Source organism: Hymenobacter metallilatus (genome assembly GCF_003944705.1).
Taxonomy (GTDB): domain Bacteria; phylum Bacteroidota; class Bacteroidia; order Cytophagales; family Hymenobacteraceae; genus Hymenobacter; species Hymenobacter metallilatus.
Map to the genome: position 1 here is coordinate 86232 of NZ_RWIS01000004.1, position 24002 is coordinate 110233.

Annotated in this window: 19 protein-coding genes; 8 read left to right on the forward strand and 11 right to left on the reverse strand. The window is 61.2% G+C overall.

The features are described 5' to 3' along the window. Positions 1 to 5: 5 nt before the first annotated feature. The gene (locus EI290_RS07840; RefSeq protein WP_125428433.1) at positions 6 to 1253 is read left to right on the forward strand and encodes a 3-deoxy-D-manno-octulosonic acid transferase; all 1248 of its coding nucleotides are present in this window, start codon (positions 6 to 8) and stop codon (positions 1251 to 1253) included. Positions 1254 to 1432: 179 nt separating this feature from the next. Then, entirely contained in the window at positions 1433 to 2356 is a 924-nt protein-coding gene (rsgA, locus tag EI290_RS07845) for a ribosome small subunit-dependent GTPase A (RefSeq protein WP_125428435.1), read from the forward strand. 60 nt (positions 2357 to 2416) lie between these two features. Here rsgA and EI290_RS07850 read toward each other — a convergent pair whose 3' ends face one another. Next, positions 2417 to 3058, reverse strand: a complete 642-nt coding sequence (locus tag EI290_RS07850; protein WP_125428437.1) for a fasciclin domain-containing protein — start codon at positions 3056 to 3058, stop codon at positions 2417 to 2419. A 194-nt stretch (positions 3059 to 3252) separates the two neighbouring features. Here EI290_RS07850 and EI290_RS07855 point away from each other — a divergent pair, with 194 nt between their 5' ends. Further along, the gene (locus EI290_RS07855) at positions 3253 to 3711 is read left to right on the forward strand and encodes a peptidylprolyl isomerase (RefSeq protein ID WP_125428439.1); all 459 of its coding nucleotides are present in this window, start codon (positions 3253 to 3255) and stop codon (positions 3709 to 3711) included. Positions 3712 to 3861: 150 nt separating this feature from the next. On the opposite strand, the gene EI290_RS07860 is transcribed toward EI290_RS07855, so the two are convergent. Together EI290_RS07860 and EI290_RS07865 are read right to left on the reverse strand one after the other, a co-directional pair. Further along, on the reverse strand, positions 3862 to 5418 hold the full coding sequence (locus tag EI290_RS07860; protein WP_125428441.1) for a sigma 54-interacting transcriptional regulator: 1557 nt from the start codon (positions 5416 to 5418) through the stop codon (positions 3862 to 3864). Positions 5419 to 5543: 125 nt separating this feature from the next. Next, complete coding sequence (locus tag EI290_RS07865; protein ID WP_125428443.1) at positions 5544 to 6650, reverse strand: vWA domain-containing protein; 1107 nt, start codon at positions 6648 to 6650, stop codon at positions 5544 to 5546. A gap of 98 nt (positions 6651 to 6748) precedes the next feature. Between EI290_RS07865 and EI290_RS07870 the strand changes: the two genes are divergently transcribed. Next, positions 6749 to 7030: a DUF427 domain-containing protein gene (locus tag EI290_RS07870; RefSeq protein WP_125428445.1), complete on the forward strand. Its 282-nt coding sequence runs from the start codon at positions 6749 to 6751 to the stop codon at positions 7028 to 7030. A gap of 223 nt (positions 7031 to 7253) precedes the next feature. Then, positions 7254 to 7871, forward strand: coding sequence for a hypothetical protein (locus EI290_RS07875; protein WP_125428447.1), 618 nt, complete (start codon positions 7254 to 7256; stop codon positions 7869 to 7871). A gap of 107 nt (positions 7872 to 7978) precedes the next feature. On the opposite strand, the gene EI290_RS07880 is transcribed toward EI290_RS07875, so the two are convergent. Continuing rightward, entirely contained in the window at positions 7979 to 8959 is a 981-nt protein-coding gene (locus EI290_RS07880) for an acyl-ACP desaturase (RefSeq protein WP_125428449.1), read from the reverse strand. A gap of 82 nt (positions 8960 to 9041) precedes the next feature. After that, the gene (locus EI290_RS07885; protein WP_125428451.1) at positions 9042 to 10721 is read right to left on the reverse strand and encodes a hypothetical protein; all 1680 of its coding nucleotides are present in this window, start codon (positions 10719 to 10721) and stop codon (positions 9042 to 9044) included. A gap of 326 nt (positions 10722 to 11047) precedes the next feature. On the opposite strand from EI290_RS07885, the gene EI290_RS07890 reads away from it, so the two are divergent. After that, complete coding sequence (locus EI290_RS07890; protein WP_246008897.1) at positions 11048 to 12703, forward strand: ArnT family glycosyltransferase; 1656 nt, start codon at positions 11048 to 11050, stop codon at positions 12701 to 12703. Positions 12704 to 12839: 136 nt separating this feature from the next. Here EI290_RS07890 and EI290_RS07895 read toward each other — a convergent pair whose 3' ends face one another. The 3 genes from EI290_RS07895 to EI290_RS07910 all read right to left on the reverse strand — a co-directional run bounded on the left by EI290_RS07895 (position 12840) and on the right by EI290_RS07910 (position 16453). Continuing rightward, positions 12840 to 13754, reverse strand: a complete 915-nt coding sequence (locus EI290_RS07895; RefSeq protein ID WP_125428455.1) for a glycosyltransferase family 2 protein — start codon at positions 13752 to 13754, stop codon at positions 12840 to 12842. Positions 13755 to 14015: 261 nt separating this feature from the next. Beyond that, positions 14016 to 15302: an MATE family efflux transporter gene (locus EI290_RS07900; protein ID WP_185816897.1), complete on the reverse strand. Its 1287-nt coding sequence runs from the start codon at positions 15300 to 15302 to the stop codon at positions 14016 to 14018. A gap of 149 nt (positions 15303 to 15451) precedes the next feature. Beyond that, positions 15452 to 16453, reverse strand: a complete 1002-nt coding sequence (locus tag EI290_RS07910; protein ID WP_125428461.1) for a GNAT family N-acetyltransferase — start codon at positions 16451 to 16453, stop codon at positions 15452 to 15454. 180 nt (positions 16454 to 16633) lie between these two features. Between EI290_RS07910 and corA the strand changes: the two genes are divergently transcribed. Continuing rightward, positions 16634 to 17848: a magnesium/cobalt transporter CorA gene (gene corA / locus EI290_RS07915; RefSeq protein WP_125428463.1), complete on the forward strand. Its 1215-nt coding sequence runs from the start codon at positions 16634 to 16636 to the stop codon at positions 17846 to 17848. 218 nt (positions 17849 to 18066) lie between these two features. Here the strand turns inward: corA and EI290_RS22405 are convergent, their stop codons facing one another. After that, on the reverse strand, positions 18067 to 20796 hold the full coding sequence (locus tag EI290_RS22405; RefSeq protein ID WP_185816898.1) for a hypothetical protein: 2730 nt from the start codon (positions 20794 to 20796) through the stop codon (positions 18067 to 18069). A 139-nt stretch (positions 20797 to 20935) separates the two neighbouring features. Here EI290_RS22405 and EI290_RS07925 point away from each other — a divergent pair, with 139 nt between their 5' ends. Next, on the forward strand, positions 20936 to 22402 hold the full coding sequence (locus EI290_RS07925; RefSeq protein ID WP_125428465.1) for an APC family permease: 1467 nt from the start codon (positions 20936 to 20938) through the stop codon (positions 22400 to 22402). 115 nt (positions 22403 to 22517) lie between these two features. On the opposite strand, the gene EI290_RS07930 is transcribed toward EI290_RS07925, so the two are convergent. Further along, positions 22518 to 23216, reverse strand: a complete 699-nt coding sequence (locus EI290_RS07930; protein WP_125428467.1) for a carboxypeptidase-like regulatory domain-containing protein — start codon at positions 23214 to 23216, stop codon at positions 22518 to 22520. Positions 23217 to 23489: 273 nt separating this feature from the next. Continuing rightward, the gene (locus EI290_RS07935; protein WP_125428469.1) at positions 23490 to 23879 is read right to left on the reverse strand and encodes a hypothetical protein; all 390 of its coding nucleotides are present in this window, start codon (positions 23877 to 23879) and stop codon (positions 23490 to 23492) included. Positions 23880 to 24002 lie beyond the last annotated feature (123 nt).

The following is a 24002-nucleotide window of genomic DNA, read 5'->3' on the forward strand; positions in this document are numbered from 1 at the left end:
ATTCCTTGCGCTTTCTGTATACTATTGGCTTGCACCTCTACGCGCTGCTACTGCGGCTGGCGGCTCCGTTTGCGCCCAAAGCGGCGCAGTGGACGGCCGGGCGGCGGGGCTTGCTGGCCCACATCCGGGCGGCACTGGCCGCCGAAACGGCACCGTTGGTGTGGTTTCACTGCGCTTCGCTGGGCGAGTTTGAGCAGGGCCGGCCGCTGATGGAAGCTTACGCGGCGCAGTACCCTGGCCATAAGATCGTGCTAACGTTCTTTTCGCCCTCAGGCTATGAGGTGCGCCGCAACTGGCCCGGCGCGGCCTACGTGTTTTACCTGCCCCTGGATACGGCCGCCAACGCCCGCGCTTTTCTGGATGCCGTGCAGCCCCAACTGGCCGTGTTTGTGAAGTATGAGTTCTGGTACCATTTTCTGACGGAGCTGGCAGGACAGCAGGTGCCTACCATCTGCGTTTCGGCTATTTTCCGGCCAGACCAAGTGTTTTTCCGGCCGTGGGGCGGATTCTTCCGCCGGACGCTGAGCCGGTTTACCCATATTTTCACCCAAAACCAATCCTCCGTGGACCTGCTGCGCGGCGCGGGCATCTCGCAGGCCAGCGTGGCCGGTGACACCCGCTTCGATACGGTGGTGCGCACCGCTACGGCCCCGCCCCGCCCGCTGCCGCTGGTAGATGCGTTTACGGATGACTGGACCCCGGTATTGATTGTTGGCAGCAGCTGGCCCGAGGATATTGCCGTGCTGACCCCACTGCTACGCCAGTACCAGACGGAGCTACGTTTCATTGTAGCACCTCACGAAATTGAGGAAGCTACCCTGCGGCAGGTAGAGGCCGCGCTGCCGGGGCAGGTGGTGCGGTATTCCCAGGCCACTCCCGCGGCCATAGCCCAGGCCCGCGTGCTGCTCATGGATAATGTGGGCCTTTTAAGCCAGCTCTATCGGTTCGGGCATTTTGCCTATGTGGGTGGGGCTTTCGGAAAAGGGCTCCACAATACCCTGGAAGCTGCCGCCTTCGGATTGCCTTTGTTTTTCGGACCGACCTACCATAAATTTCAGGAAGCCCGCGACCTGGTGGAGCTGGGGTGCGCCTTTCCCATTTCCTCTGCCGATGAGCTGCTAACGGCCTTTGGGCCCCTCTACCACCGCGAAGAAGCCCGCTTGCAGGTGCAGGACCTCAGCCTCGACTACGTGCATGACCACAGCGGCGCTACCGGCAAAATTATGCAGTGGATAGAGAGAGTAGCAGAGTAACCAAGGAATTGCTCTGATGCCAGAGCAACCCACACCGCTATGCTATTCTCCACCCAATTCTTCTGCCTCGGTTACATGCTTGACAACGTAGTCAGCTACCCGTCACCACTACTTCTCCACCCAACTTTTCTTACCTAGTTGCCCAGTACTCAGTTACCCTCCTTCTCAGTTACTCTTCCATGACCGGAACCATCGTTAAATCAACCGGCTCCTGGTACGTGGTGCGGGAGCCTGCGGGGCAGCTGCACCGGTGCCGGTTGCGGGGCAAATTCAAGCACAAAGGCCTGAAAGTAAGCAACCCGCTGGCCGTGGGCGACCAGGTAGACTTTACGGTGGAAGAGCAGACCGAGGGGGCCGGCGTTATTCATCATATTGAGCCCCGGCGCAACTACATCATCCGCCGCTCGGTGCATAAGAGCGAGCATGCCCACATCGTAGCCGCCAACCTCGACCAGGCCCTGCTGGTGGTGACGCTGGCGTCTCCGGCCACGTCGTTTGGCTTTATTGACCGCTTTCTGGTAACGGCCGAGGCGTACAGTATTCCGGTGACGCTGCTCTTTAACAAAACCGACCTCTACGACGAAGACCTGGCCGATTACCAAGACCAGATTCTGAAGATGTACGCCCGGGTTGGCTACCCGGGTCTGCGCTGCTCCGCCCACACCGGCGAAGGTGTGGCCGATATTGATGCGCTGCTGGATGGAAAGGTGTCGTTGCTGTCGGGCCACTCGGGGGTAGGTAAAAGCACGCTTATCAATGCTTTGGTACCTGATCTGGAGCTTAAGACGGCCGAAATCAGCGAGTTTTCGGATAAGGGCGTACACACTACCACATTTGCCGAAATGCTGGAAGTGCGGCCCGGCACCTATCTTATCGATACGCCCGGCATCAAGGAACTGGGGTTGGTGGATATGAAGCCGGGCGAACTGGCTCACTTTTTCCCCGAAATGCGGGCCCTGCTCAACCAGTGCCGCTACCACAACTGCCAGCATCTGCACGAGCCAGGCTGCGCCGTGCGCGAGGCCGTAGAGAAAGGCCGTATTGCCCTACCCCGCTACGACAGCTACCTCAGTATGCTGGCGGCCGACGACAACCGGAAGTAAAAAAGGCCTGGCTGAAGCAGCCAGGCCTTTCCACTCAATCAGGAAGTAAAATCCGGAGAACTATTGAGCCAGCGGCAACACCACCCCGTCAATTACGTGCGTGACGCCGTTGCTGGATATAACATCGGGAATCTGAATATTCACGGGGGCATCTTTGCCGTTACCAACCATGATTTTGCCGTCTTTCACGGATATTTTCAGCTTTGCGCCGTTTAGCGTAGTTAGCTCCTGGCCATCTTTCAGGTCCTGGGCTACCAGGCGGCCCTGAATGACGTGGTAGGTCAATACACTTTTCAGCTTGTCTTTACTTTCGGGCTTGAGCAGGCCGGCCAGGGCTCCGTTGGGCAGCTTGTCGAAGGCCGCATTGGTGGGAGCAAACACAGTAAAGGGACCTGCTCCGCTTAGAGCACCATCGAGGCCGGCGGCCTGCACCGCTTTTACCAGAGTGCTAACGCTCGACGCCATTACGGCATTCTGCACGATGGTTTTGTCGGGCGTCATGGGTACGCCATCTACCATCACCCCTTCACTTTTCCCAATGCGGGCCGAGTCTGAAAGCATGGCGGTAGAATCGACGGTCGTTTCCATTGACTCGGTGCGGGTGGTGGCAGTGTCCGTCGTTTTATTGTCGCCGCAACCGGCGAGGCCCAGCACAGCGGCCGAAAACAGGGACAGAGAAGCAAAGCGCAGTGGGTGATTCATATGACAGCGGGACGAAGCGTTAAAGAGGTGAAACAGAAAGAAAGCATAGACCGGCCGGCGGCCGGCGGTATGCTTACGAACCATTGCCCCGCATGGATGTTTGGGCCGGAGCAAATTGGCTACCTTTGCCCCGGCGGCACCCGCCAGCGGCCCTGGCTCCAGGTACGGGCCGTTCCACCCATGTTTCATTCCCGATGAAGACTGCCGAAATCCACACCAACAAGGGCGTGATGAAAGTCGAGTTCTACGAGCAAGACGCGCCAAACACCGTGAAAAACTTCACTGACCTGGCCCAGAAGGGCTACTACGACGGCCTGAAGTTCCACCGCGTCATTCCAAATTTCGTGATTCAGGGCGGCTGCCCTAATACCCGCGAGGGTGCCAAAGGCGCGCCCGGCACCGGGGGCCCCGGCTATAAAATTGATTGTGAGCTGAACGGTGGCAACCAGCACCACGAGCGGGGCGTGCTAAGCATGGCCCACGCTGGCCGCAACACGGGGGGCTCTCAGTTCTTTATCTGCCACTCCCGCGACAACACCGCCCACCTGGACCGCAACCACACCTGCTTCGGCAAAGTGGTAGAAGGCCTGGACATCATCGACCAGATCCGGGCAAATGATACCATCGATAAAATTGTAGTGAGCGAGGCGTAATCTTCTGCTACGCCTACAACAGTCGGCCCCGCTTACACTTGGTAAGCGGGGCCGACTGTTGTAGAGGGTCAGGCTCCGGGCCCGGAAGGCCGTGTACAGCCCCGTAAGAACGGCAGCAGCCCGGACCGTGCGGTTCGGGCTGCTGACTTTTTACCGGCGCTTGCGCTTCTTCGACGACAGGTATTCCTCGTCGTCATCGTCGTCGTCGCCGAAGTTGGGCATGGTGAACATGCTGCTGAGCAGGTCTTTGAACTGGGCTCCGGCCGTGAGGCGGTTGCGCGAAATCAGGCTGTGCTCCGACATCCCGTGCAGGGCAAACTCCATCCAGAAGTGCAGATTATCCTTGCTTAGCTCCTGGGGTACACTTTGCTGCACCATCTCCTTCAGGCCGGGCACCACGTCCAGCACCTTGCGGTAGTCCTCGTCGGAGGCATCGTGCAGCAAATCAATGGTGCGGGCGCCAAACCAGTCCTGTACGGGCTTGTAGGGGTTGGGCTTGTCCTTTTGCTTCTTCACCTTCTCGGGGTCAGGGAAGTAGTTGAGGAACTGCGTGCGTAGGGCCTTGCCCATCAGCTTCTCGGCTACGATGCCCGCACCTTCCTGCTCGCCCTCGTACACCAGCTCCACCTTGCCCGTTACGGCCGGCACCGCGCCCAGGAAATCGGCAATGCGCACGTAGGTGTGGGCCTCACCGTTGAGCAAGGCCCGCCGCTCGGCGGCCGCAATTACTTGCTCGTAGGCTGAAATAGTGAGGCGGGCCGACACGCCCGACTTGGCATCCACGAACTCGGAGCCGCGGGCCTCAATGGCTACCTGCTCCACCAAATCATGCACCACGTCGTTGGTGGTAACCAGGCCGCGCTGCTCCTCCCGGATGCGGGCCTCCTGCTTGGTGATGCGCTTGCCGATTTCCAGACTCTTGGGGTAGTGCGTGATAATCTGGGCGTCGATGCGGTCCTTGAGGGGCGTTACAATGGAGCCCCGGTTGGTGTAGTCCTCGGGGTTGGCCGTGAAAACAAACTGGATATCCAGCGGCAGCCGCACCTTGAAGCCTCGAATCTGAATGTCACCTTCCTGCAGAATATTGAACAGGGAAACCTGAATACGGGCCTGCAAGTCGGGTAGCTCATTGATGACAAAAATGCCCCGGTGGGCCCGCGGAATCAGGCCGAAGTGAATCACCCGCTCATCGGAATACGGCAGCTTGAGCGTAGCGGCCTTAATGGGGTCGGCGTCGCCGATGAGGTCAGCCACCGATACGTCGGGCGTGGCCAGCTTCTCGGTGTACCGCTCGTCGCGGTGCAGCCAGCTGACGGGCGTGTCGTCGCCTTTCTCGGCAATGAGGTTCTTGGCGAAAACGCTCAGGGGCTGCAGCGGGTCATCGTTCAGCTCGGAGCCGGCTACCACGGGCACGTACTCATCCAGCAAACCCACCAGCAGGCGGGCAATGCGGGTTTTGGCCTGGCCCCGCAACCCCAGCAGGTTGATGTGGTGCCCGGCCAGAATAGCGCGCTGCAGCTCCGGAATAACGGTTTCCTCATAGCCGTAAATACCCGGAAATACATCCTGTTTGCTGCGCAGGCGCTGAATCAGGTTGTCGCGCAGCTCCTGTTTCACGGAGCGGGGCTGATAGCCGGATTGCTTGAGCTCACCCAGGGTACGGATGTTCTGTAAATCGGCGGAGGAGAGAGAGATGTAGGAAGGCATGTAAATTGGTGGTCATCCTGAGCAGAGCGAAGGACCTTATCACGTCCGCGCCGCGCGTGTAGAAAGTAGTGCAGACGAAAGCAGCCGTGATAAGATGCTTCCTTCGTCAGCATGACAGGAAGTAATTACAACGACTTGCGCCGGTTCTGCTTGTAATCTTCAAAAATTAAATGGCCCAGGCCTTTCAGGCTGGAATAATACGCTTTGCCCTGGTTTACCTCCGTAAACTCCTGCACGAAGCTGCGCAGGTACGGGTCGTCGGCAATCATGAAGGTGGTAATGGGCACTTTGAGGCGGCGGGCGGCGGCGGCCAGGTTCAGGGTGCGGTTCACCACTTTCCGGTCGAGGCCGAAGGAGTTTTTGTAATAGCCGCCGGGCTCCTTCAGGCAGGTAGGCTTGCCGTCGGTAATCATAAAAATCTGCTTGTTGGCCGTTTTGCGCTTGCGCAGCAGGTCCAGGGCCAGCTCCAGGCCAGCTACCGTATTGGTATGGTAGGGGCCCACCTGCAGGTAAGGCAGTTCCTTTACCTCAATCTGCCAGGCATCGTTGCCAAACACAATTACGTCGAGGAAGTCCTTGGGATACTTCTGCTTCACCAGCTCGGCCAGGGCCATGGCTACCTTCTTGGCGGGCGTAATGCGGTCCTCACCGTACAGTATCATGCTGTGCGAAATGTCAATCATCAGTACCGTGGAGGTCTGGCTTTTGTGCTCATTCTCGCGCACTTCCAGGTCGCCCTCGGTCAGCATGAAGTTGTCGCCATCCATGCCGTGGTTGAGCTGGGCATTGCGGATGGATTCCGTCATCTGAATCTGCTCCAGCGAGTCGCCGAAGCGAAACTCGCGCATGTCGGTACTCAGCTCGTCGCCCTGGCCGGTGTGGGGGGTGCGGTGGTTGCCTGTGCCCGATTTTTTGAGCTTGCCGAAGATTTCCTCCAGGGCCGAGCGGCGAATGTTCTGCTCACTTTTGGCCGTGATGTTGAACGCACCCGGCTCCTGGGGATTCTCATCGATGTACCCTTTTTTCTTTAGGTCATCGATAAAGTCGCCCATGCCGTACTCGTCGTTGGTGAGACCGTACTGCTTATCCAGCTCGTTTAGCCATTGCAGAGCCTCACTCACGTCGCCGCTGGTGATGGTAACCAGCTGCATAAATATCTTAAAAAGGGAGTCGAAGCCCGTATTACCCGACTCCTCGGGCACAAAGTCACGAAAACGAAAGCCTGCAGACATATGGAAGGGGGTGAGTACGTAGAACAACGGGCGGGGGGGCAATGTTCAGTAGGGAGTAATTCATCCTTCCACCTTTACCTCATCACCTGATTTCTCTTATGAAAGCCATCTGGAACGACACGGTAGTGGCCGAAAGTGCCGACACCGTAGTAGTGGAAAACAACCATTATTTCCCGGCCGACTCCATTCGACGTGAATACTTCGAAGATAGTATTGCGCATACTTCCTGCCCCTGGAAGGGCCGGGCCAGTTACTATTCCCTGCGCGTAAACGGCGAGGTGAACAAAGATGCAGCCTGGTACTACCCCGAGCCTAAAGATGCGGCCGGAGCCATTAAAAACCGGGTAGCATTCTGGAAAGGGGTGCAGATACTGCCTTGAGCACGGCCAAGCGGGAGCAGGGGTAGCGGGGTACTACGGTTGAGTTTCCTGATACAGCAGGTAGTAGGCACGGGAAGCAGTTATTTAATCAATACATAGTGAAAAAAATACAACTCAATCTATCTACATTGCGTTTACAACTGCCGAACTCCCCCTAGATGAAACTGAGCTCCGGTGAGTGCCGGAGTGTATCGAAGCATCTTCCCTAATCTCCCTACTACCCATGCGTACCTCATTTTCCTTTTTGTTGCTGGCTACCGGCGTGGTAGCCGCCTCGCTCACGGCCTGCGACTCAACCCGCCAGGTAACCAGTGAAGCTTCCTCCGATAGTGTACCGGCTGCTCCGACCGTTGACGAAGGGGACGTGAGCTTTAACCGGGAAGTAACCCAGGGTGATTACCGCTTTACAGTGAAAACGTTTGGCTCCCAGGAGCCCCGCGTGGTAAGCATCCGCTCCTATCGGGGCTCGGCCCAAACCATTGATCCGCTGCGGGCGGAAGTAACCGGAGCTGTGACCAACATTGCCTCCGGCGACCTGAACGGCAATGGTAAGCCTGAACTGTACATCATGACCGACAACAAGAAAGCCAACGGCGGCCTGTATGCCTACGAGTTTGGGGAGCGGGGTTACACGCCCATCACTTTCCCGGGCACGCCCGGTGGCACGGCCGGCCAAGGCTACTCCGGTCAGGATACTTACCAGATCAGCGGCAATAAGCTGGTGCGCACGTTCCCAGTGACACCAGCCGATGCTTCTCAGGCAGCCAGCACCCGCACCGTGGAATACTCCCTGGACCCCAGCGGCAAGCTGATCATGGGCCAGTCCATGGATGCCAAGTAAGAGCTTAGAGCATATGAAAAATCCCCCGCAACGGTTGTTGCGGGGGATTTTTTTTGGCAGTTGATTTCCGTTCTGAGTACCAGGGGCAGCTAACCAAGTAGTACGGACTACTCAATCCATTTGAACTTGTACTCCAGCTTGGGAACGGGCATACGGTCGGCTACGCGGCGCAGGCGGTTGGGCAGGGCCATGATGTATTCGCGGGCCTTTTCGGCGGCACCAGTCAGGCCGGTAATCTGGTCAATTTTCCAGTCGGCAATCAGCGTATCCAGAATATCGGTATAGTCGTGGCTGGTGTATACGCCCAGACGCTGGGCCGCGTCGGTGAAGTGGCCAAACGTCTTGCCGATATCCACGCCCATTTCGCGCATGTAATGAGCGGGCATCACAATTTTCTTGCGCATCATGTCCTCAAAGGCCAGCATCATCTCGGAGGCGTCCACCTCAAAAATCTTCTCCACGAAGGTTTTGTACACGCGGGCGTGGCGGGTTTCGTCGCCGGCAATCATCCCGCAGATTTTGCTGAGCTGATCTTCCCCTACTTTGCGGGCCAGGGTGCCCACGCGGCGGTGCGAGAGGTTGGTAGCCGTTTCCTGGTAGCTGGTGTACACAAAGGCACGGTAAGGGTCGTGGGCAGTGCCCAGGTCGAAGCCATCGGCAATGAGGTACTGGGTGCTCACCTCAAACTCGCGCATGTTCACGCGGCCCGATAGGTAGAGGTAGCGGTTGAGCAGGTCGCCGTGGCGGTTTTCCTCGGCCGTCCAGCCCCGGATCCACTGGGCCCAACCGTTGTCGGGGTCCCGGTTCAGGTCGTCCAGCTCATGAAACCAGGCCTCGTAGTTGGGCAGGGCTTCTTCCGTGATGGTGTCGCCGATGAGTACGGCCAGCAGATCATAGCTGAGCTCCTTAGCCCGCTCGCGCAGAAGCTTTACCTCATCGAAGAAGGTATCGAGGCGGGAATCGGGTAGAAAGTCGGCGGGCTGCCAGCTGCTATCCACACTTTTAAGGAAGGAGCCCAGGTTTTCTTTCACAAAGCCCTCCATGTACTGGAGAACTTCGGAGCGCGAGGTGACGGAGGCGGTAATCATGGTAATGGGAGGAAAAAGGTACTAGCAACATCAAAGGTATAGCTCCCCTACCCCGTCATAGGCGGAATAAGTCCAGGGTGGACTACAAAATTTTGGCTTTCGAAGATGAATGCAGGAATTTTACACGAAATTGGTATGCATGCATAGCATTTTTCCAGGTTAGGCGGTTGGCAGAGGCTGATTCAAGCTGCATGAGAGGCTGACCTGGCTGCTGGCGCAAGGCCAGTTGGCGGTTGAGCAGGGCTGCCCCCTCGGGAGAGAGTAGCCAGGCTACATTGGGGCGCTGCCCCAGCCGCCGCAACGCCTCCGTGAAGTTGCGGGAGCCAGTGAGGTGCTGACGCAGGGCAGGCTGTGAGGGGTGTAGGGTTTGCCAGCCTATTACAGATACCCGCAATGGTGCGTTTGTCAGCTTATTTCGGCCGCCAACGGCCGAGGGCAATACCTCCTGGAAAGGGGAACCAGCCTTGTACGTTTGCTCCCACAGGTCCGTCACCACTACATCAGCACGTTTTGCCAGCTGCGACAATTGCTCGCGTGTTTGGTTGTTGCGCTGCTGCTCCGCAGCCAGTACGATACTGCGGTGCCAGGTTTTGAGGCCGTAAGGCACCGCCGCCGCCACCAGTACGGCCAGCAGCACCGCCACTGCATGGCGCGGAACGGGCTGCCGGCCGAACACGAAAATCAGGTTGCTGATAACCCAGAAATCCAGCAGCGGCAGGGCCAGCCGGGGCGGCAGTTTCAGCACCACGCCCAGCCCCAGTACCAGCCCGGTATAGCCTAGCTGCACCGCCCAGAACCAACGGCCGCCGGGCCGCCGGGCCACCAGTGCCCAAGTGGCAGCTACTAGCAACAGCAGCGGAAAATAGTCGCGGGGGAGCTGCCGGAGCAGCGCCAGTAGCTTCGTGGGGGCAGTTTCCCACAGAAAATACCCCGGCCGAATCGGTGCAACCCGAGCGAATAGGGCCTCATTGACCACGGCAGAATCGGCCAGCATCCACTGCCGGACGGCGGCCAGGCCCAGGCTATCGGCAGCGGAAAGCGGACGCGGGGGCGGCGCCGTCAGCTGGAAGTCGTTGAGGTTGGATTTAAGCACATCGAGGCGACGGAAGGTAGCCGCAGCGGGGCTCCAGGTAAGGTTGAGCCAAAGTCCGCCCAGCATCGCCCAGGCTGCGGCTCCGGCCAATACTGGCAGGCTGCGGCGGCCGCTCAGCCACCACGCCCCGGGCAAGGCAGCAGCGCCCCCCAGCAGCGCCGCGCTGGGCCGGATCAGCCAGCTGAGGCCAAAAGCCAGCAGGCCTATCGCCAATGCCCCCCGCGCCGGGGCCCGCTGAGCGGCAAACAGCACCCCGGCCCCGGCCAGCAGCAGAGGCACCCGCACATAGTTGAACCACAGGCCATGCTCCAGCCACGCCACGCCCCAAAACAGCACTAGTACCGCCACCAACCCCCAGCGGCCGGCGGCTGGCCGCAGCAACCGGTAGAGCACGGCAAACGCCAGCACGGTAGCTGTGTAGAGCAGCCCGTAGAGGGTAAGGCCATACCAGGATACCAGAGGCGCGGTGGGGTACAGCCGGCTCCAGACCCCGGCGAAACCATGGAAATAGAGGTACAGATCGGAAACCGGAGCGGCGGCAGTTTCGCCCCGCAGCAGGGCCACGATGGTGAGGTCGTCGTTGGTTTCAAAATAGCAGCCCCATACCGCTCCGCTTACCAGCAACAGCAGCAACGGCAGCAGCAGAACAACCAGGCGACGATGTGACATGAGTTGCAAGATAGGTGACAGGTGGGTAGTGAGAAGGAGAACGTCATGCCGAGCTTGCCGAGGAATCTCGCGTGCTGCCGCTGTGGTGATAATTGTCATGCTGAGCGCAGCGGAGCATCTCTACCGCTTCGTTCGGGCGATTCGCTAGCCCAGAGTTTAAACCCTGGGCTATGGAGCGGTTACGGCTAGTTACTATTGCACCATCAGCACGCGAGATTCCTCGGCTTCGCTCGGAATGACGTTCTCCTACTCAATACTCATTACTCATTACTTACTACCCACTACTCACCTCATCCCCTCGTCACTATCTTGCCCCGGTGAATAGAATGCTGACCCGCCTGCCCGATTGGACGCTGCTGTTTGTGGTACTGTTGACCGTGGCTTATTTCCTGCTGACCCACGAAGGCCTGTATGCACTGGACGACTACTACTATTCCCGCTACGCTCACCAGCTGCTAAACGGCACCTTTCGGCTGGAACCTGACCCCCAGGGCTTGCTGCACGACCCCTTGAAGGAGCGGTATCTGATTTTTGGGCCGGTGGCAGTGTTCTTTCAGCTGTTCGGGCTCAACATTATCAGTGCTACGCTCTGGCCCTTACTGGCTACGCTGGGCTGTGCTGCCCTCATCTGGCGGATGTACCGCCGCCGGGAGCCGGTGGTGGCCGCTGGTGCCATGCTGCTGCTGGGGCTGCACTACTTTACCCTCAACCTCACCAACTACCTCTACCCCGACAACATTCTGATGTTCTGGTGCCTGGCCTGCGCGGCCGCGCTGCTGCGGGGTCGGGAGCCGGACCGGCGGGCGGGCTGGTGGGGCGCGGGGTTTGCCCTGCTGAATATGGCGGCCCTGCTCAGCAAGGAAACCATTGTGTATTACCTCCCTTTTTACCTGGGGGTGCTGGGCCTGGATGCCTGGCACCGTCGGAACGGGCGATTCTGGCTGGTGGCAGTGGGTACCGGAGTTGTGCTGCTGCTGGGGTATCTGGGGCTGTACTGGCATTACACCGGCGACGCCCTCTACCGCATCCACCTCATCGAGCACACCAACGAGTTTCTGAAAGAAGGCAACTACCTGGCCGGAAACCGGGCGGCGCTGCTGGCCCGCATCACCTGGCAACCCCTGCATTTTTTTGTAGGGGCGGGCCTGGGGTTGATGCTGGTGCTGGCGGGCCTGGCCAACGGAACGCCGCCAACTGCCACCCCCGAGCGCCCCGACCGGCGGTTCTGGCTGGCCCTGGCGGGCAGCACCCTGGTGCTGTACTGGGTGGGCAGCACGTCCCTGAGCAGCTACAACCCAATTACCCTGCTCCCCCGCATGACCACTCCCCTGCTGCCCCCGCTGGCCCTGGCCGCCGGGTTTGGGCTGCGGCGGGTGGTGCAGGATGGCGGGTGGCGCCTCTGGGCCGCCGGGCTGCTGCTACTAGGGCTGGCCACGTGGTTGCACAATGCTTTGTCGGTGGTGTACGCGGGGCCGGGGCTGTGGCTGCTGGCCGTAGCGGCGGGGAGCGGCCGACCACGTTGGCCGCAGGGGCTCCGGACCGGTACATCCGCCCTGGCTGGCGCTACCGTACTGGTACTGGCTCTGGCCCTGGCCATCCGGCCGGTGTACTTCATGCGCAAGCCCTCTGTTTCGGAGCATTTTGCTCAGGAGCGCATTGTCCGGCAGCACCTATCGGGACTGGGCCGGGGTACGGTGCTGGTCGATGACTACCTCATCGGCAACTACGACTTTCTCTACGGCTTCCGGGTGCCGCCGGGCTTGCAGTACCGCCGCTACTGGGCCCGCGACTCGGTGCGCCTGGCACCGGCTGAGCACGCCTGGCTGCTGCTGAACCGCGCCACCCTCAGCAACGACGAGCTAACCCGCAAGCTCATCCGCTACTCCCCCGATTCGGTGCTGAACTGGTACCCCCGGCGCCGACTGCTGGCGCAGGATGGGCGCGTGGAGCTGTATGAGGTGGAGCTGGGAGGTAATAAGTGATGAGACTGTTCCTGACACGGCGGACACTGACGAAGGTATTCTTCCACCTGCTCCCCTTATCACCGTCCGAACATTTTTTGCAGCCTTCAGCACCATCGGCCACTCTCCCGTAACAGCTGTGCCGTTGCGGCTTCCTTCAGAATCTGGCCAGGTTCCCCAACAACCAGTCCAGCGGACCTACGGCGCGGAGCTCCTGCAGCAGCAAGTACAAAGCCCGGGCCTCCGGAAAATTCCGGTACCGCACAGCCTGGCGCAACTCCCAACGGACCCGCACGGCCAGGGCTGCCCGCTCGGTATCGGTACGGCATAACGCCTGCGCCTTCTGGCACACCCGAATGGTGGAGCGCAGGTAGGGGTCGTGGGGGCGGTATCCCTTGCGCGACATGGCCTGCGGGTGCAGCCGCTTTTGGGTGGTTACAAGGTCCAGAAACTGAAAGTCCCAGTCGCGGCTGGCCCGCACCCAGAAGTCGAAATCCTCGTAGGCCAGCGTTTCATCGTAGCCACCCAGCTGCGCCAGCGTGGCGCGGCGCATAAGCATGGTGGGCGTGCTGATGAAGTAACGGGCCAGCACCTCGGCGAAAACCGGGCCACTGGCCGGGCGCGGGTGCAGCTGGCCCCGGGCGTCGCGGCGGAAATGGTAGCGCACATGGTGGCCTTCCTCATCAATGAGCTCTGCATCGGAGTATACCATACCGCAGCGGGGGCCAGCTGCAGCAAAGGCCGCCACCTGCTGGGCTACCCGCTCGGGCAGCAGCACATCATCGGTAGCAAAATCAATGATAAAATCTCCTTTTGCCTCCCGAAAAGCGGAGTTGAAAGCCTGGCAGTTCCCGCTGTTGTGGGGCAGCAGCCGCAGGTGCCAGCTGGGGTAGGCAGCGGCGTAGCGACGCAATATCTCGGGGCTGCCGTCGGTGCTGGCGTCATCTACCAGAAATACCTCCAGGTGCGGGTAGGTCTGGGCCCGAATGGACTCCAGGGCCGTTTCCAGAAACCGGGCGTGGTTGTAGCACAGAGCCACAATAGTAACGAGGGGGAGGTTGGAGGCAGGCATTCGGCAGCAAGATACAAAGGCTCCCGAACGAGCTTGGAACCCCAGGCTGTGCGCAGTTAGAACGGGCGTCCCGTAGCTGTTAGAAGTGGTACCCCGAAGCTGTACTTCGGCCCGCGCAAGAGGCTACTTACCTTCTTGTATGGACCAGCGGAATGCTTGAGGTACACGTTCTTCTGGGTCTGATTACCTTCTGACGCGAGCCGGAGCACAGTTCCGGAGGCTACCCGTTCTGGCGGCTTCGCGGGGCTACTTCCGCCAGGCCTATTTTCCCCATATTTCCCGCCGGAAGTACCATAGACACCAGCCAAGCAGCAGCCCGTAACGCACGGCCTGGGCCAGGGGCGCACCCACTAGCCCGAAACGGGGCAGCAGCACAACCAGTAGCCCGCCCAACGCCGCGGCCGAAACTGCCTGCACCGCCACGTAGCGCCCCACCCGGGCCTGGGCCGTGAGCAGAAACAGCAGCAGCCAGGTGAGAAACTTCAGCCAGTCGGCCAGCAGCTGGGGGGCCAGCAGAAAACCCGCGGCGGCAAAGCGGGGCTCAAACAGCAACGGCAGCAGCCAGCCCCGCAGCAGCCACAGCAGCCCCAGACCCACCGCCAGAACCGGTGCCAGCAGGGCCAGCACGGTACGCACAAAGCGGGCCCGCTCCAAAGGTCGGCTACTCAGGGCCGCCAGCCGCGGGTAGTACACGCTGCTCATCACCGCCGAAAATACCATGGTATAATTATCGGAGAGCTTGGCCACGGCCTGCCACAAATCGGTGGCAGCCAGGCCGAATTGCCGGATTAGCAGCTCACGCAGGCTGAAATCCACGGCTTTCGAAAAAAGCAGCACGCTCAGGGCCATGAGCAGAAACCGGCCTAGTCCGCGCAGGGTCACCCGGCTTACGCGGCCTCGCAGCCGGGGCAGCAGCCCGGCCCGGCCCGCCACCCAAACAGCCGGCAGCAGCGTGAGGCCCTGGGCCAGCAGGTAGGCCAGCAGCGCCACCGCAACCGAGCCACCCCGGTACAGCACCGCCCCCACGGCCGCCGGCCCCAGGGCACTCAGCAGCACCGTGAGGCCCACGTAGGCCCGCAGCCGGCCAGCCGCCAGCAGCACCGTCACCACCCAGGCGTTCCCAATCAACAGCCCCAGGCCCATCACAAATAGCCCCAACCAGCCCGCTCCCGCCCCGAATACCCCAACCAGGGGTCCGGGAAACAGCAGCAACAGTCCGGCGCTCAGTACAACGGCCAGCCCGTTCAGCGCCAAGCCGGCGCCCAGCCAGGACCGGTAGCGGCCCGAACCCGGCCGCAATGGGGCCAGGTATTTCACCGTGCCCACGTGTACCCCGTCGTTGGGCAGGGTGGTGAACAGAGCCATCAGGTTCTGGAAATGCGCCAGCAGCGTGAGGCCGCCGGCTCCGCCGTACACAGCCAGCAGCTTATTCAACAGCAACGCCCCCGCCGTGCGGGCCGCCACGGCCACCCCGGAGCCCGCCGACCCACGCAGAAACCGGCCTAACACGGCGGCGCGGGGTTCGGGCTGGGCATCGGGCGCGGTCATTTGTTGGTTGTTGGTTGTTGGTTGTTGGTTGTTGGTTGTTGGTTGTTGGTTGTTGGTTGTTGGTTGTTGGTTGTTAAAATGTATGGCCGATGTCGGGCCGGGTTACATCAGAGCGAAAAAAATACCGACCAACAGCCACCAGCCAACAGCTAAAGGCCGCTACTCAACAGCTCCTTTTCCAGGGTTAGCTTGAGGCTGGGGACGCCGCCGAGGTGGCGCTTGAATTGCAGCAGGGACTGATTCAGGCCTTCGGGGAGCGTGGAGGTGCCCAAATCGAGCAGGCGCATCCCGCTGGCTTGCCCAAAGGCATGGAGGCCGGCATTTAGCAGCACTACCGGGCTGAAAGTATTGTAAGCCAGGGGACTGGCGGGGTAGAAGTTATACAGCACATCTTCCCGTACCCGAATGGCAATGGTCAGGGCCGCCCACTCGCCGGCCGCATCTCGCACCGAAAACAGAAACACCTGGTCGGGCAGCGCCCGAAACAGGGTTTGCAGCTGCTCCAGGGTCATGGAGAGGTCCTGGCCTTTTTCCTGGCGGCAGCGGCGCAGGAACTCGTAGGCCAGCGGCAGCAACAAGGGCGGCTCCTGCTCGAAGCGCAGGCCGTGCCGTTCACACTTCAGCAACCGCCGCCGCTCGGAGGCGTGCAGGCGGGCCCGGAAATCCTGGTTTAATGGCAGGTGGTTGTTGAGTTCGGCCAGCGCCACCTGGTAGCCCAGTTGCGTGAGCTCCTGAGTGAGGCGGGCAGTAGGAGCTGGCTCGTAGGCAAAGGCCGGCAGGCGCAGCGTAAAGCGCCGGGTGCCGCGGGTACGCAGTTCGGCCTCCACAGCCGTGAGCATAGCCCGCAAGGCCCTGGCCGGAAGGCCCGGCGCCCCTTGCAACGCCCCGAACGGAGCCTGCCAGGGACTACGGGCAACGGCGGAATCCGGGCTCAGAAAAACCGACAGCTGTGCTACCGTGCAGCCTGGGGCCGCTTCTTCCAGAAAAAAATGCAGCCGCTCCCCGGGGCTGGACTGCAGCGCCATGTGCCGGGCCGTGTGGTATAGCCAGGGCGTGTAAGCGGGAGGCAGCACCGGTTCCGCCGCTTCGGCCGCTACCAGCCGCAGCGCATACTGCTCGGCTCCGGCAGGCAACGGTAGAAAACAGGACACAGCGGACGAGGCAGAGGACAAGGGCACACCAGCAAAGAAGGGCGAAAGTACGAGGTTTTCCTGCCCGCACCTGTACGCTGGTTGTTGTACGGCAGTTTTTCGCGTGCTGCACTGGCTGGCAACGCCAGCTTTTCCGGCGGAATCCCGTAAACTTCCGGTGTATAGCCTTTTTCTGTGTGCATGACCCCTCCAGAGCCTTCCACTACCCCCCTGCCACCCCACCCTCAGGCCGCCCCCCCCTTGGAGGCTGACGACGATGACCAGCTGCACACCCAGGTAGCCGCCGACCGGGACGCTACCCGTCAGGCCCGGCAGCAGATGGTGGGCCAGCGCCCTGGTACCCTTATGGTACGCGAGGATGCCGTTAAGCCACGCCTGTTCCTGATTTCCTACGACAATGACTTCTTTGCCGAGCAGGAATACCAGGTGTACGACGAGCTGCTGGCCTATTTTCGGCAGCACCCCGAGCAAAAGCACTGGCTCGATGTTCGGGGTTACGACGACCTGGCGCTAATGCAGCGCCTGCAGGAGGACTTCCGCATTCATCCGCTGCAAATGGAGGACGTGCTGGGTGACTACCAGCGGGCCAAGGTGGAGGAAACTGAGGACGGGCTGTTTCTGGTGTCGCGCATGACGGAATTTACCCGCCTGCTCGACATCGACGACGACCAGCTGTCCATCTTTACCGGCCCCAACTACGTCCTCACGTTTCAGGATGATTACGAGGACTGCCTGGACGCGGTGCGCCTGCGCCTGCGTACCGGCCGCAGCAACATCCGCCGCCGCCCCCCGCTGTACCTGGCCTACGCCCTCACCGACGTAGTGCTGGACCACTATTACCCCACCATGGCGGCCATCGGCGACTACCTCGAAACCCTGGAGGAGCGCATCTTCCAGGGCCGGCCCGACCGGCGCGTGCTCAACCGCATTCTGCACATCAAGAAAGACATTGTGCGCTTCCGCCGGCTGGTGTACCCGGAGCGGGAAAAGATTGGGGAGCTGCTGCGGATGCCCGAAGAAGACGTGCCGGAGGAAATTAAGGTGTTTTTCAAGGACTGCTACGACCACGCCATTCAGGCCCTGGACCTGGCCGAAAGCTACCGGGAAACGGTGAGCAGCTTGGTGGAGCTATACATGTCGGACCAGGCCAACCGGGCCAACGAGGTGATGAAAGTACTAACCATCATCAGCAGTATTTTCATTCCGCTCAGCTTCGTGGTAGGCCTCTACGGCATGAATTTCCAGCGCGAAGGACCCGATGGCCGCATCAACTACCTCAACATGCCCGAGCTGTACAGCCCCTGGGGATATCCGGTGCTGCTGCTGATTCTGACGCTCATCGTCATTGGCCAACTCACGTACTTCTACCGCAAAGGCTGGCTAACGAATAGGTGAGGAAGGTAGTGAGTAGTGAGTAGTTGGTAATAGGGCTGTCATCCTGAGGCGCAGCCGAAGGACCTTATGACGCTTGAGCCGTTCGAGCAATTTCACTGCAGATAGCGCAGAATATCACGTAGAGACTATTCTGCCACGGGCTGTTTAACCGTAAAAAGGTCCTTCGCAAGCTCAGGATGACAATCCTACTACCCACTACCAAACACCCGTTACTCGCCTCACAACCTCACATCCGTGCGGCGCAGTTCGGTGCCTAGTACCCGGAATAGGTGGTAGATGTCGGTGGTGGGGTCGTAGGTAAGGGCTACCTGGGAGGCAGTGCTGCGGAAAGGCTGCCCGCTGATGAGCCGCAGCCGGGCATCGTAGAGAAACACGTTGCCGGGGCCGGTTTCGGTGAGGGCGTAGATTTGCCGGCCGGGCCCGAAGGAGAAATACTGCACCGAGCGGGGCGCCGAGGTAACAAACGTCTGGCTGAGCAGCTGACGCCCGTTGGGGTCGAATAAACTCAGGTGGCCTCCTTCTTCGCGCACCACCACAAAGCTGCGCTGCTGCTGGTCGGGTACCAGGCGGAAGCGGCTGGTGCGGCTCCAAGTGGCGGCCCGGCGCCGGCTCACGATGTCGCCGCTCAGGTTGAAGCTCACCAGCTCGCCGTGTTGGTTAACCACAGTCAGGCGGGAGCGGCTCAGGGTGGCGCCGGGCTCCGTCAGCACTCCGCCCGCCAGGCGCCCGCCCACGCTGATGGGGAAGCCTGGGTACGGACTGCCGGCCTCATCGAAGGCGTAGATGTAGCCGTTCTCCAGCAGCACCACCACTACATCGTGCCCGGCTATGGTGAGGTAGTGCGGCGGGCCGGCCAGCCGGAACTCCAGCTGCTTGGGCTGCCAGCCGGGGAAGGTGCGCCCCTGCGTATCGTAGAGAAACAGGTTGCCGCTGGCCCCGGCCACCAGCAGGCGGCGCGGCCCTCCACCGGCCGCCGGCGACACGCTCAGGGACGTGGCCCGCACCGTATCGGGCAGGTTGAGGGGGAAGTTGGGCTGCACCTGGCCCCGGTTGTTGAGCTGAAACAGCTGACCGGGCGTGGCCACCAGAAAACCACTGGCGCCCGGCAGGCGGAACGTGGGCCCCACCAGCGGCCCCGGCAGCGTATCCGACCAGGCCACCACGTTATCGGGCGTAACGTAGTGCAGCACGTGGGCCGTATCCTGCACCAGCACCCCGGGCAACTTGGTCCCACTTATTAGCACGGCTTCGGGCGGACTACTCAGGGGCGTTTTGAAAGCCAGCACGCTGCCCGTGCTGTTCTGGTTCTGGGGGCGGGCTTCGGCCGGCCCTACCACCGGGTGGCGCAGCACAAACTGCGTAAAGTACTGGGCGCCCGGCTCCCGCTCGTCGGGGGCGGGCACCCACTGCAAACACACCTGCGGAAAACGCTTGAACAGGGCCTCGTTTCGGAGCAGCCCGGCCCGACGTTCCTCCTGCAGGCCCCGCAGCAGCAGATTCCAGCAGTTGCGCGTATCCAGCAGCACCCGCAGGCGGGCCAGGGGCTGGGTTTCCTGCAGAAAAGCCACCTGCGTGGGGGAACGACTCCAGACCTCCCCGGCCGCTACATCCGTCAGCCACTGGCGCAGGGTTGCCTCATCGTCGGCAAAGCCCACATAGTTGCCTACCTGCGCCACCACGGGCTGGGCAAAGCCTTTAAACAGAGGACCCAGCAGCTGCTCGGGCAGCTCCGGTATGCCGGCCTGGTACAGCTGGTACGGCCCCACCCGCCCAAAAGCCGGAGTGGCCCCGGCAGCCCGCCGCAGCTGCCCCAGCAGGCTGCTGACCTTGGCAGGGCGGGCCGTGTACACCACGGCCAGCTTGCCTGGCCGGGCCCGGGCCGTGGCCGTGCCCAGGTAGCATAAGGCTACCTCCTGGCTGAACTGAGCCGTGAGGCTATCCGGCAGGCTACCCACGGCGGCCCTCACCGAATCGGGGGCGGCGGCGTGGCGCGGACCGCGTAGCGTGGCCACCGGCCCCAGCCCCAGGTGCACCACCAGGGCCGCCCGCAGGGGTAGTACCTCGGCCATGCGCAGGCGCTGGGCAGGTTGGCCCAGCAGGCGCTGGTGCAGCCCGTCGCGGGTGGTTTCGGGGTTGGCAAATCCTGCAAATGCTACTTTATTGCCCGCCAGCTTCATTTCCGTCATTTCGTTGCGAGCCAGGCTGGCTACGGCCGCCATTTCCGGAGTAAGCTCCTGGCGGAAAAACACGCTGAGCAGCTGCGGCAGCCGGCGTTGGTTTAGCAGCAGGGTGGCATCCACGTCGCGGAGCTGGAAGTAGTCGGTGCTCTGGAACTCAGCGGCCACGGTGGGGGCGTCGGGGGTGGTGAGGCGACGGGCCACGGCTTCCACCAGGGCCGGGCTGGCACTCAGCAGCAGGTGGTTGCGGTAGTTCAGCAGCGTGAGGCCTTCCCGGCTGCCGCGGGGTCGTACCTCCGTCAGCAGCTGGTCTTCATACTCCCGGCTGGTGACTTGGAACCGGGCGTCCCGGCCCAGGCCTTCCAGCAGGCCCCGCACCTGCCGGTACTCCCGCACGCTGCTGATAGGAATCTGAAACAATATATCAAACCGGCCGGGGCCCGTTACGTGCAGGGAAGTGAGCACCCGCTTGCGGCCCAGAAACCGCAATACCACGTTGCGCCCTCCGGTAAGGCTGTCGGCCAGGGCCAACTGGTTTTCGACCTGCTGAAAGTAGCGCACAGCCGAGAGGTTGTCCCAGAGCTGGGTTTCCTTGAGGTGGCGCACCAGGGTGGAATGGTCGCGCGTGACAGCCACCAGCACGGCATCGTCGGGTACCAGGGCCCAGGGGTCGACGGGTACGCGGGCCACAGTGCGGCGGTAGTACACGTAGGAGCCCAGTGCCGTAAGCAGCAGCAAACCCGTCAATAAAACCAGTACTCGTTGCGACATGCAGGGGAAACCCGGGAGGTAGGGAGCGGCAAAAATAGCTATTCGGCGCAGAGTAAGCCGTTGCTACGGCCGGGCGGGTAGCGGGGTTTGCAGGGCAGTTTTCTATCTTCCGGCCCGAAACCCTTTCTCTTCTCCCTGTATGTCAGAAAAACAAGGCCATTTTCAGCGGGCCATTACGCTGTTTGATGCCGTCATGATTGTCACCGGCAGCATGATTGGCTCCGGTATCTTTATCGTGTCGGCCGATATTGCCCGGCAGGTAGGCTCCGGCGGCTGGCTGCTGGTAGTGTGGCTGCTGACGGGCGTGATTACCCTGGCCGGGGCCATTAGCTACGGTGAGCTGGCCTCCATGTTTCCGAAGGTGGGCGGCCAGTACGTGTACCTGCGCGAGGCCTACAACAAGCTGGTGGCCTTCCTCTACGGATGGTCGTTGTTCCTGGTCATCCAGACCGGCGTAATTGCCGCCGTGGCGGTGGCATTTGCCAAGTTCACGGGGGTGCTGGTGCCCTGGTTCAGCGTGAAGAACGTGCTGTTTGCAGTAGGCGGCCTGGAGTTCAGCAGCGTGCAGCTGCTGGCCATTGTGCTTATCATCGGCATTACGGCCCTGAACGCCCAGGGCGTGCGTACCGGCAAGCTGATTCAGAATGTACTGGGTAGTACCAAGCTCATTGCCCTGGCCCTGCTCATTCTGTTCGGGGTGGCCCTGGGCATCAACCACGAAGCCATTCAGGCCAACTTCCATGACCTGTGGGCGGCGGCCCGCTACCCGGCTCCCGGCGCTTCCTTCGTCCCCATTCCGCTCAGCCTCTCGGGGCTGGTGGTGGCCATTGCCATGGCCATGACGGGCTCTCTGTTCTCTTCTGACTCCTGGAACAACATTGGCTTTGCGGGCGAGGAAATTGTGAACCCGGAGCGTACCCTGGTGCGCAGCATGGCCCTGGGTACCGCCATTGTTACGGCGCTTTACATTCTCATCAATATTGTATACCTGCTGGTGCTGCCCCTGCACGGCGCGCCCGAGGCGGCCACCGTGGCTGGCCGGGGCATTCAGTACGCCACCGACGACCGGGTAGCCACGGCCGTGGTAGAATCGGTGCTTGGCCAGAAGGGCGCGTACGTAATGGCCGTGCTCATTATGCTCAGCACCTTCGGGGCCAACAATGGCATTATTCTCAGCGGGGCCCGGGCCTACTACGCTATGGCCCAGGACGGGCTGTTTTTCCGGGGGCTGGCCCGCCTGAACACGGCCGGGGTACCCAGCCGGGCCTTGTGGGCCCAGTGCCTGTGGGCGTGCCTGCTGTGTCTGAGTGGCTCCTACGGGCAGCTGCTCAACTACGTGATGTTCTCGGTGATTCTGTTCTACGTCATCACTATTGTGGGCATTTTCGTGCTGCGCCGCACCCGGCCCGAAGCTCCGCGGCCCTACCGCGCCTGGGGCTACCCGGTGCTGCCCGGCCTGTACGTGGTGCTGGCCTCGGCCTTTTGCCTGATTCTGCTGGTAGCGCCTGATACGGCCGAGTTTTCCCGGCGCGGCCTGCTGCTGGTGGCACTTGGGGTGCCGGTGTATTTTCTGTTCGGCCGCCGGTTCGCCCAACGCTCAGAGTAGCACTGACGGGAGGGTAAAGCCTTTCCAGCAGGATTAACAGCCCCTTTACCAGAACGCCCCGCACCGGTTATACCGATGCGGGGCGTTCTGGTAAAGGGGCGTAGGGGCAGCGCCGTTAGCGACGCTTGCGGCGGGCACCTTCCTTCGGGAGCAGCGTTACGTTCTGGGGCTGGGTGCTACGGGTGCGCACCTCCTGGTCTTCGTAGCCGCCGTAGCCGTATACCAGCGTATTGTCGCCGGCGGGTACTTCAATGGAGTAGTTGCCGTTAGCATCGGTACCGGCCACTTTTTTCAGACCGCGCACCATTACCGTGGCGCCAGCCATGGGGCGGCCATTCTCGTCGAGGATGCGGCCGCTCATGGTAACGGTGGCAGGGGCGGCTTCGGCGGCGGCAGGCGCGGCGGCGGGCACGGGCTCCACGGCCACGGGCTCTTCGGCGGGAGCAGCGGCCGCCAGGGCCGGAGCAGCCGTGGCCGCTTCAGGTGCTTTGGTTGCTGCAGCCGGTTTGGCGGATTTAGCGGCGGCCGCCGTTTCGGGAGCTTCGGTAGCCTCTGCTTCCGCCACTTCTTTTGCCTCTTCCGTGGGACGGGTGGCCGTTACGGTGGCTTCGCCCAGCTCCATTACGGGCATGGCGGCGGCCAGGCGACGAGTAGCCTGGGCAGGCAGCAGCACGTAGCCCAGCACCACAATAGCTACTATAGCCCCCACAATAATGGCCAGCCGACGGTTTCCCGACGAGAAATCTTCTTCCTCCTCAATCACTTCAGGGGTAATATCTTCGTTTTCAGCGGGAGTAGGAGTGTTGGCATCCATAAAGCGTTAGGGTAAAAAGTGGGAGTTGCGGAGGACAGAAAAGCAGAGCACCGGGCATTTTGGGGAGCATTACTCCAAAGCGGATACCATCGGCCCCTAAAGATATATGCTAGTCTGCTGGCTTACCTAATCCTGTATTCCAATTTTCGGATTTATTTCCCGCCATGATTAGCATCATTTCCTGCCTGCTCCTGAAAATATGACAAAAAAACCAGGGTCCGGTTCCCAATCTGGAAACCGGACCCTGGTCAGGGCTTTCTGGTGCTAATAAAGCTAGTCGTGAGCGGGTTTGGCAGGGCCACTGGGAGCATCTTCGCCGAACTCCTGGTCCTGGCTGCGGATGGGGTTGCCCATGTCGTAGCTGCCCTCCACTTCAAAACCCGGTCCGCTGGCCTGCTCTCCGGCCTCGTGGTGCTCGTTGCCGCCCTGGGGCACGCCTTCCCCCCCACGAATGGTCAGGTTTTCGAGCTGGTCTTTCTGGTCGGAGCGTTGGGTGTAGCCGCCCGCCCCGGTGTTGCGCTGGGCCGAGGGGTCACTAGCAGCCTTGCCATTGCTCATGCTTTGTTTAAATTCCTTCTCTTTTTGCAGCTGCTCATTCTCCGGAATGGCCTGCTCGTTGTTATGGATGATGTCTTTATTCGAGTTTTCGTTATCAGAAGCCATGGGTGTGGGTGTTGAATGAACAGAATGGTGAGAGTCTGTACGCGGGGCAGGGCGCGGGGGTTGGTAGCCGGGTCGAAAACCACAACCGGGCTGGCGGCGTAGCTTTGCCGGGCCTACCTCCTG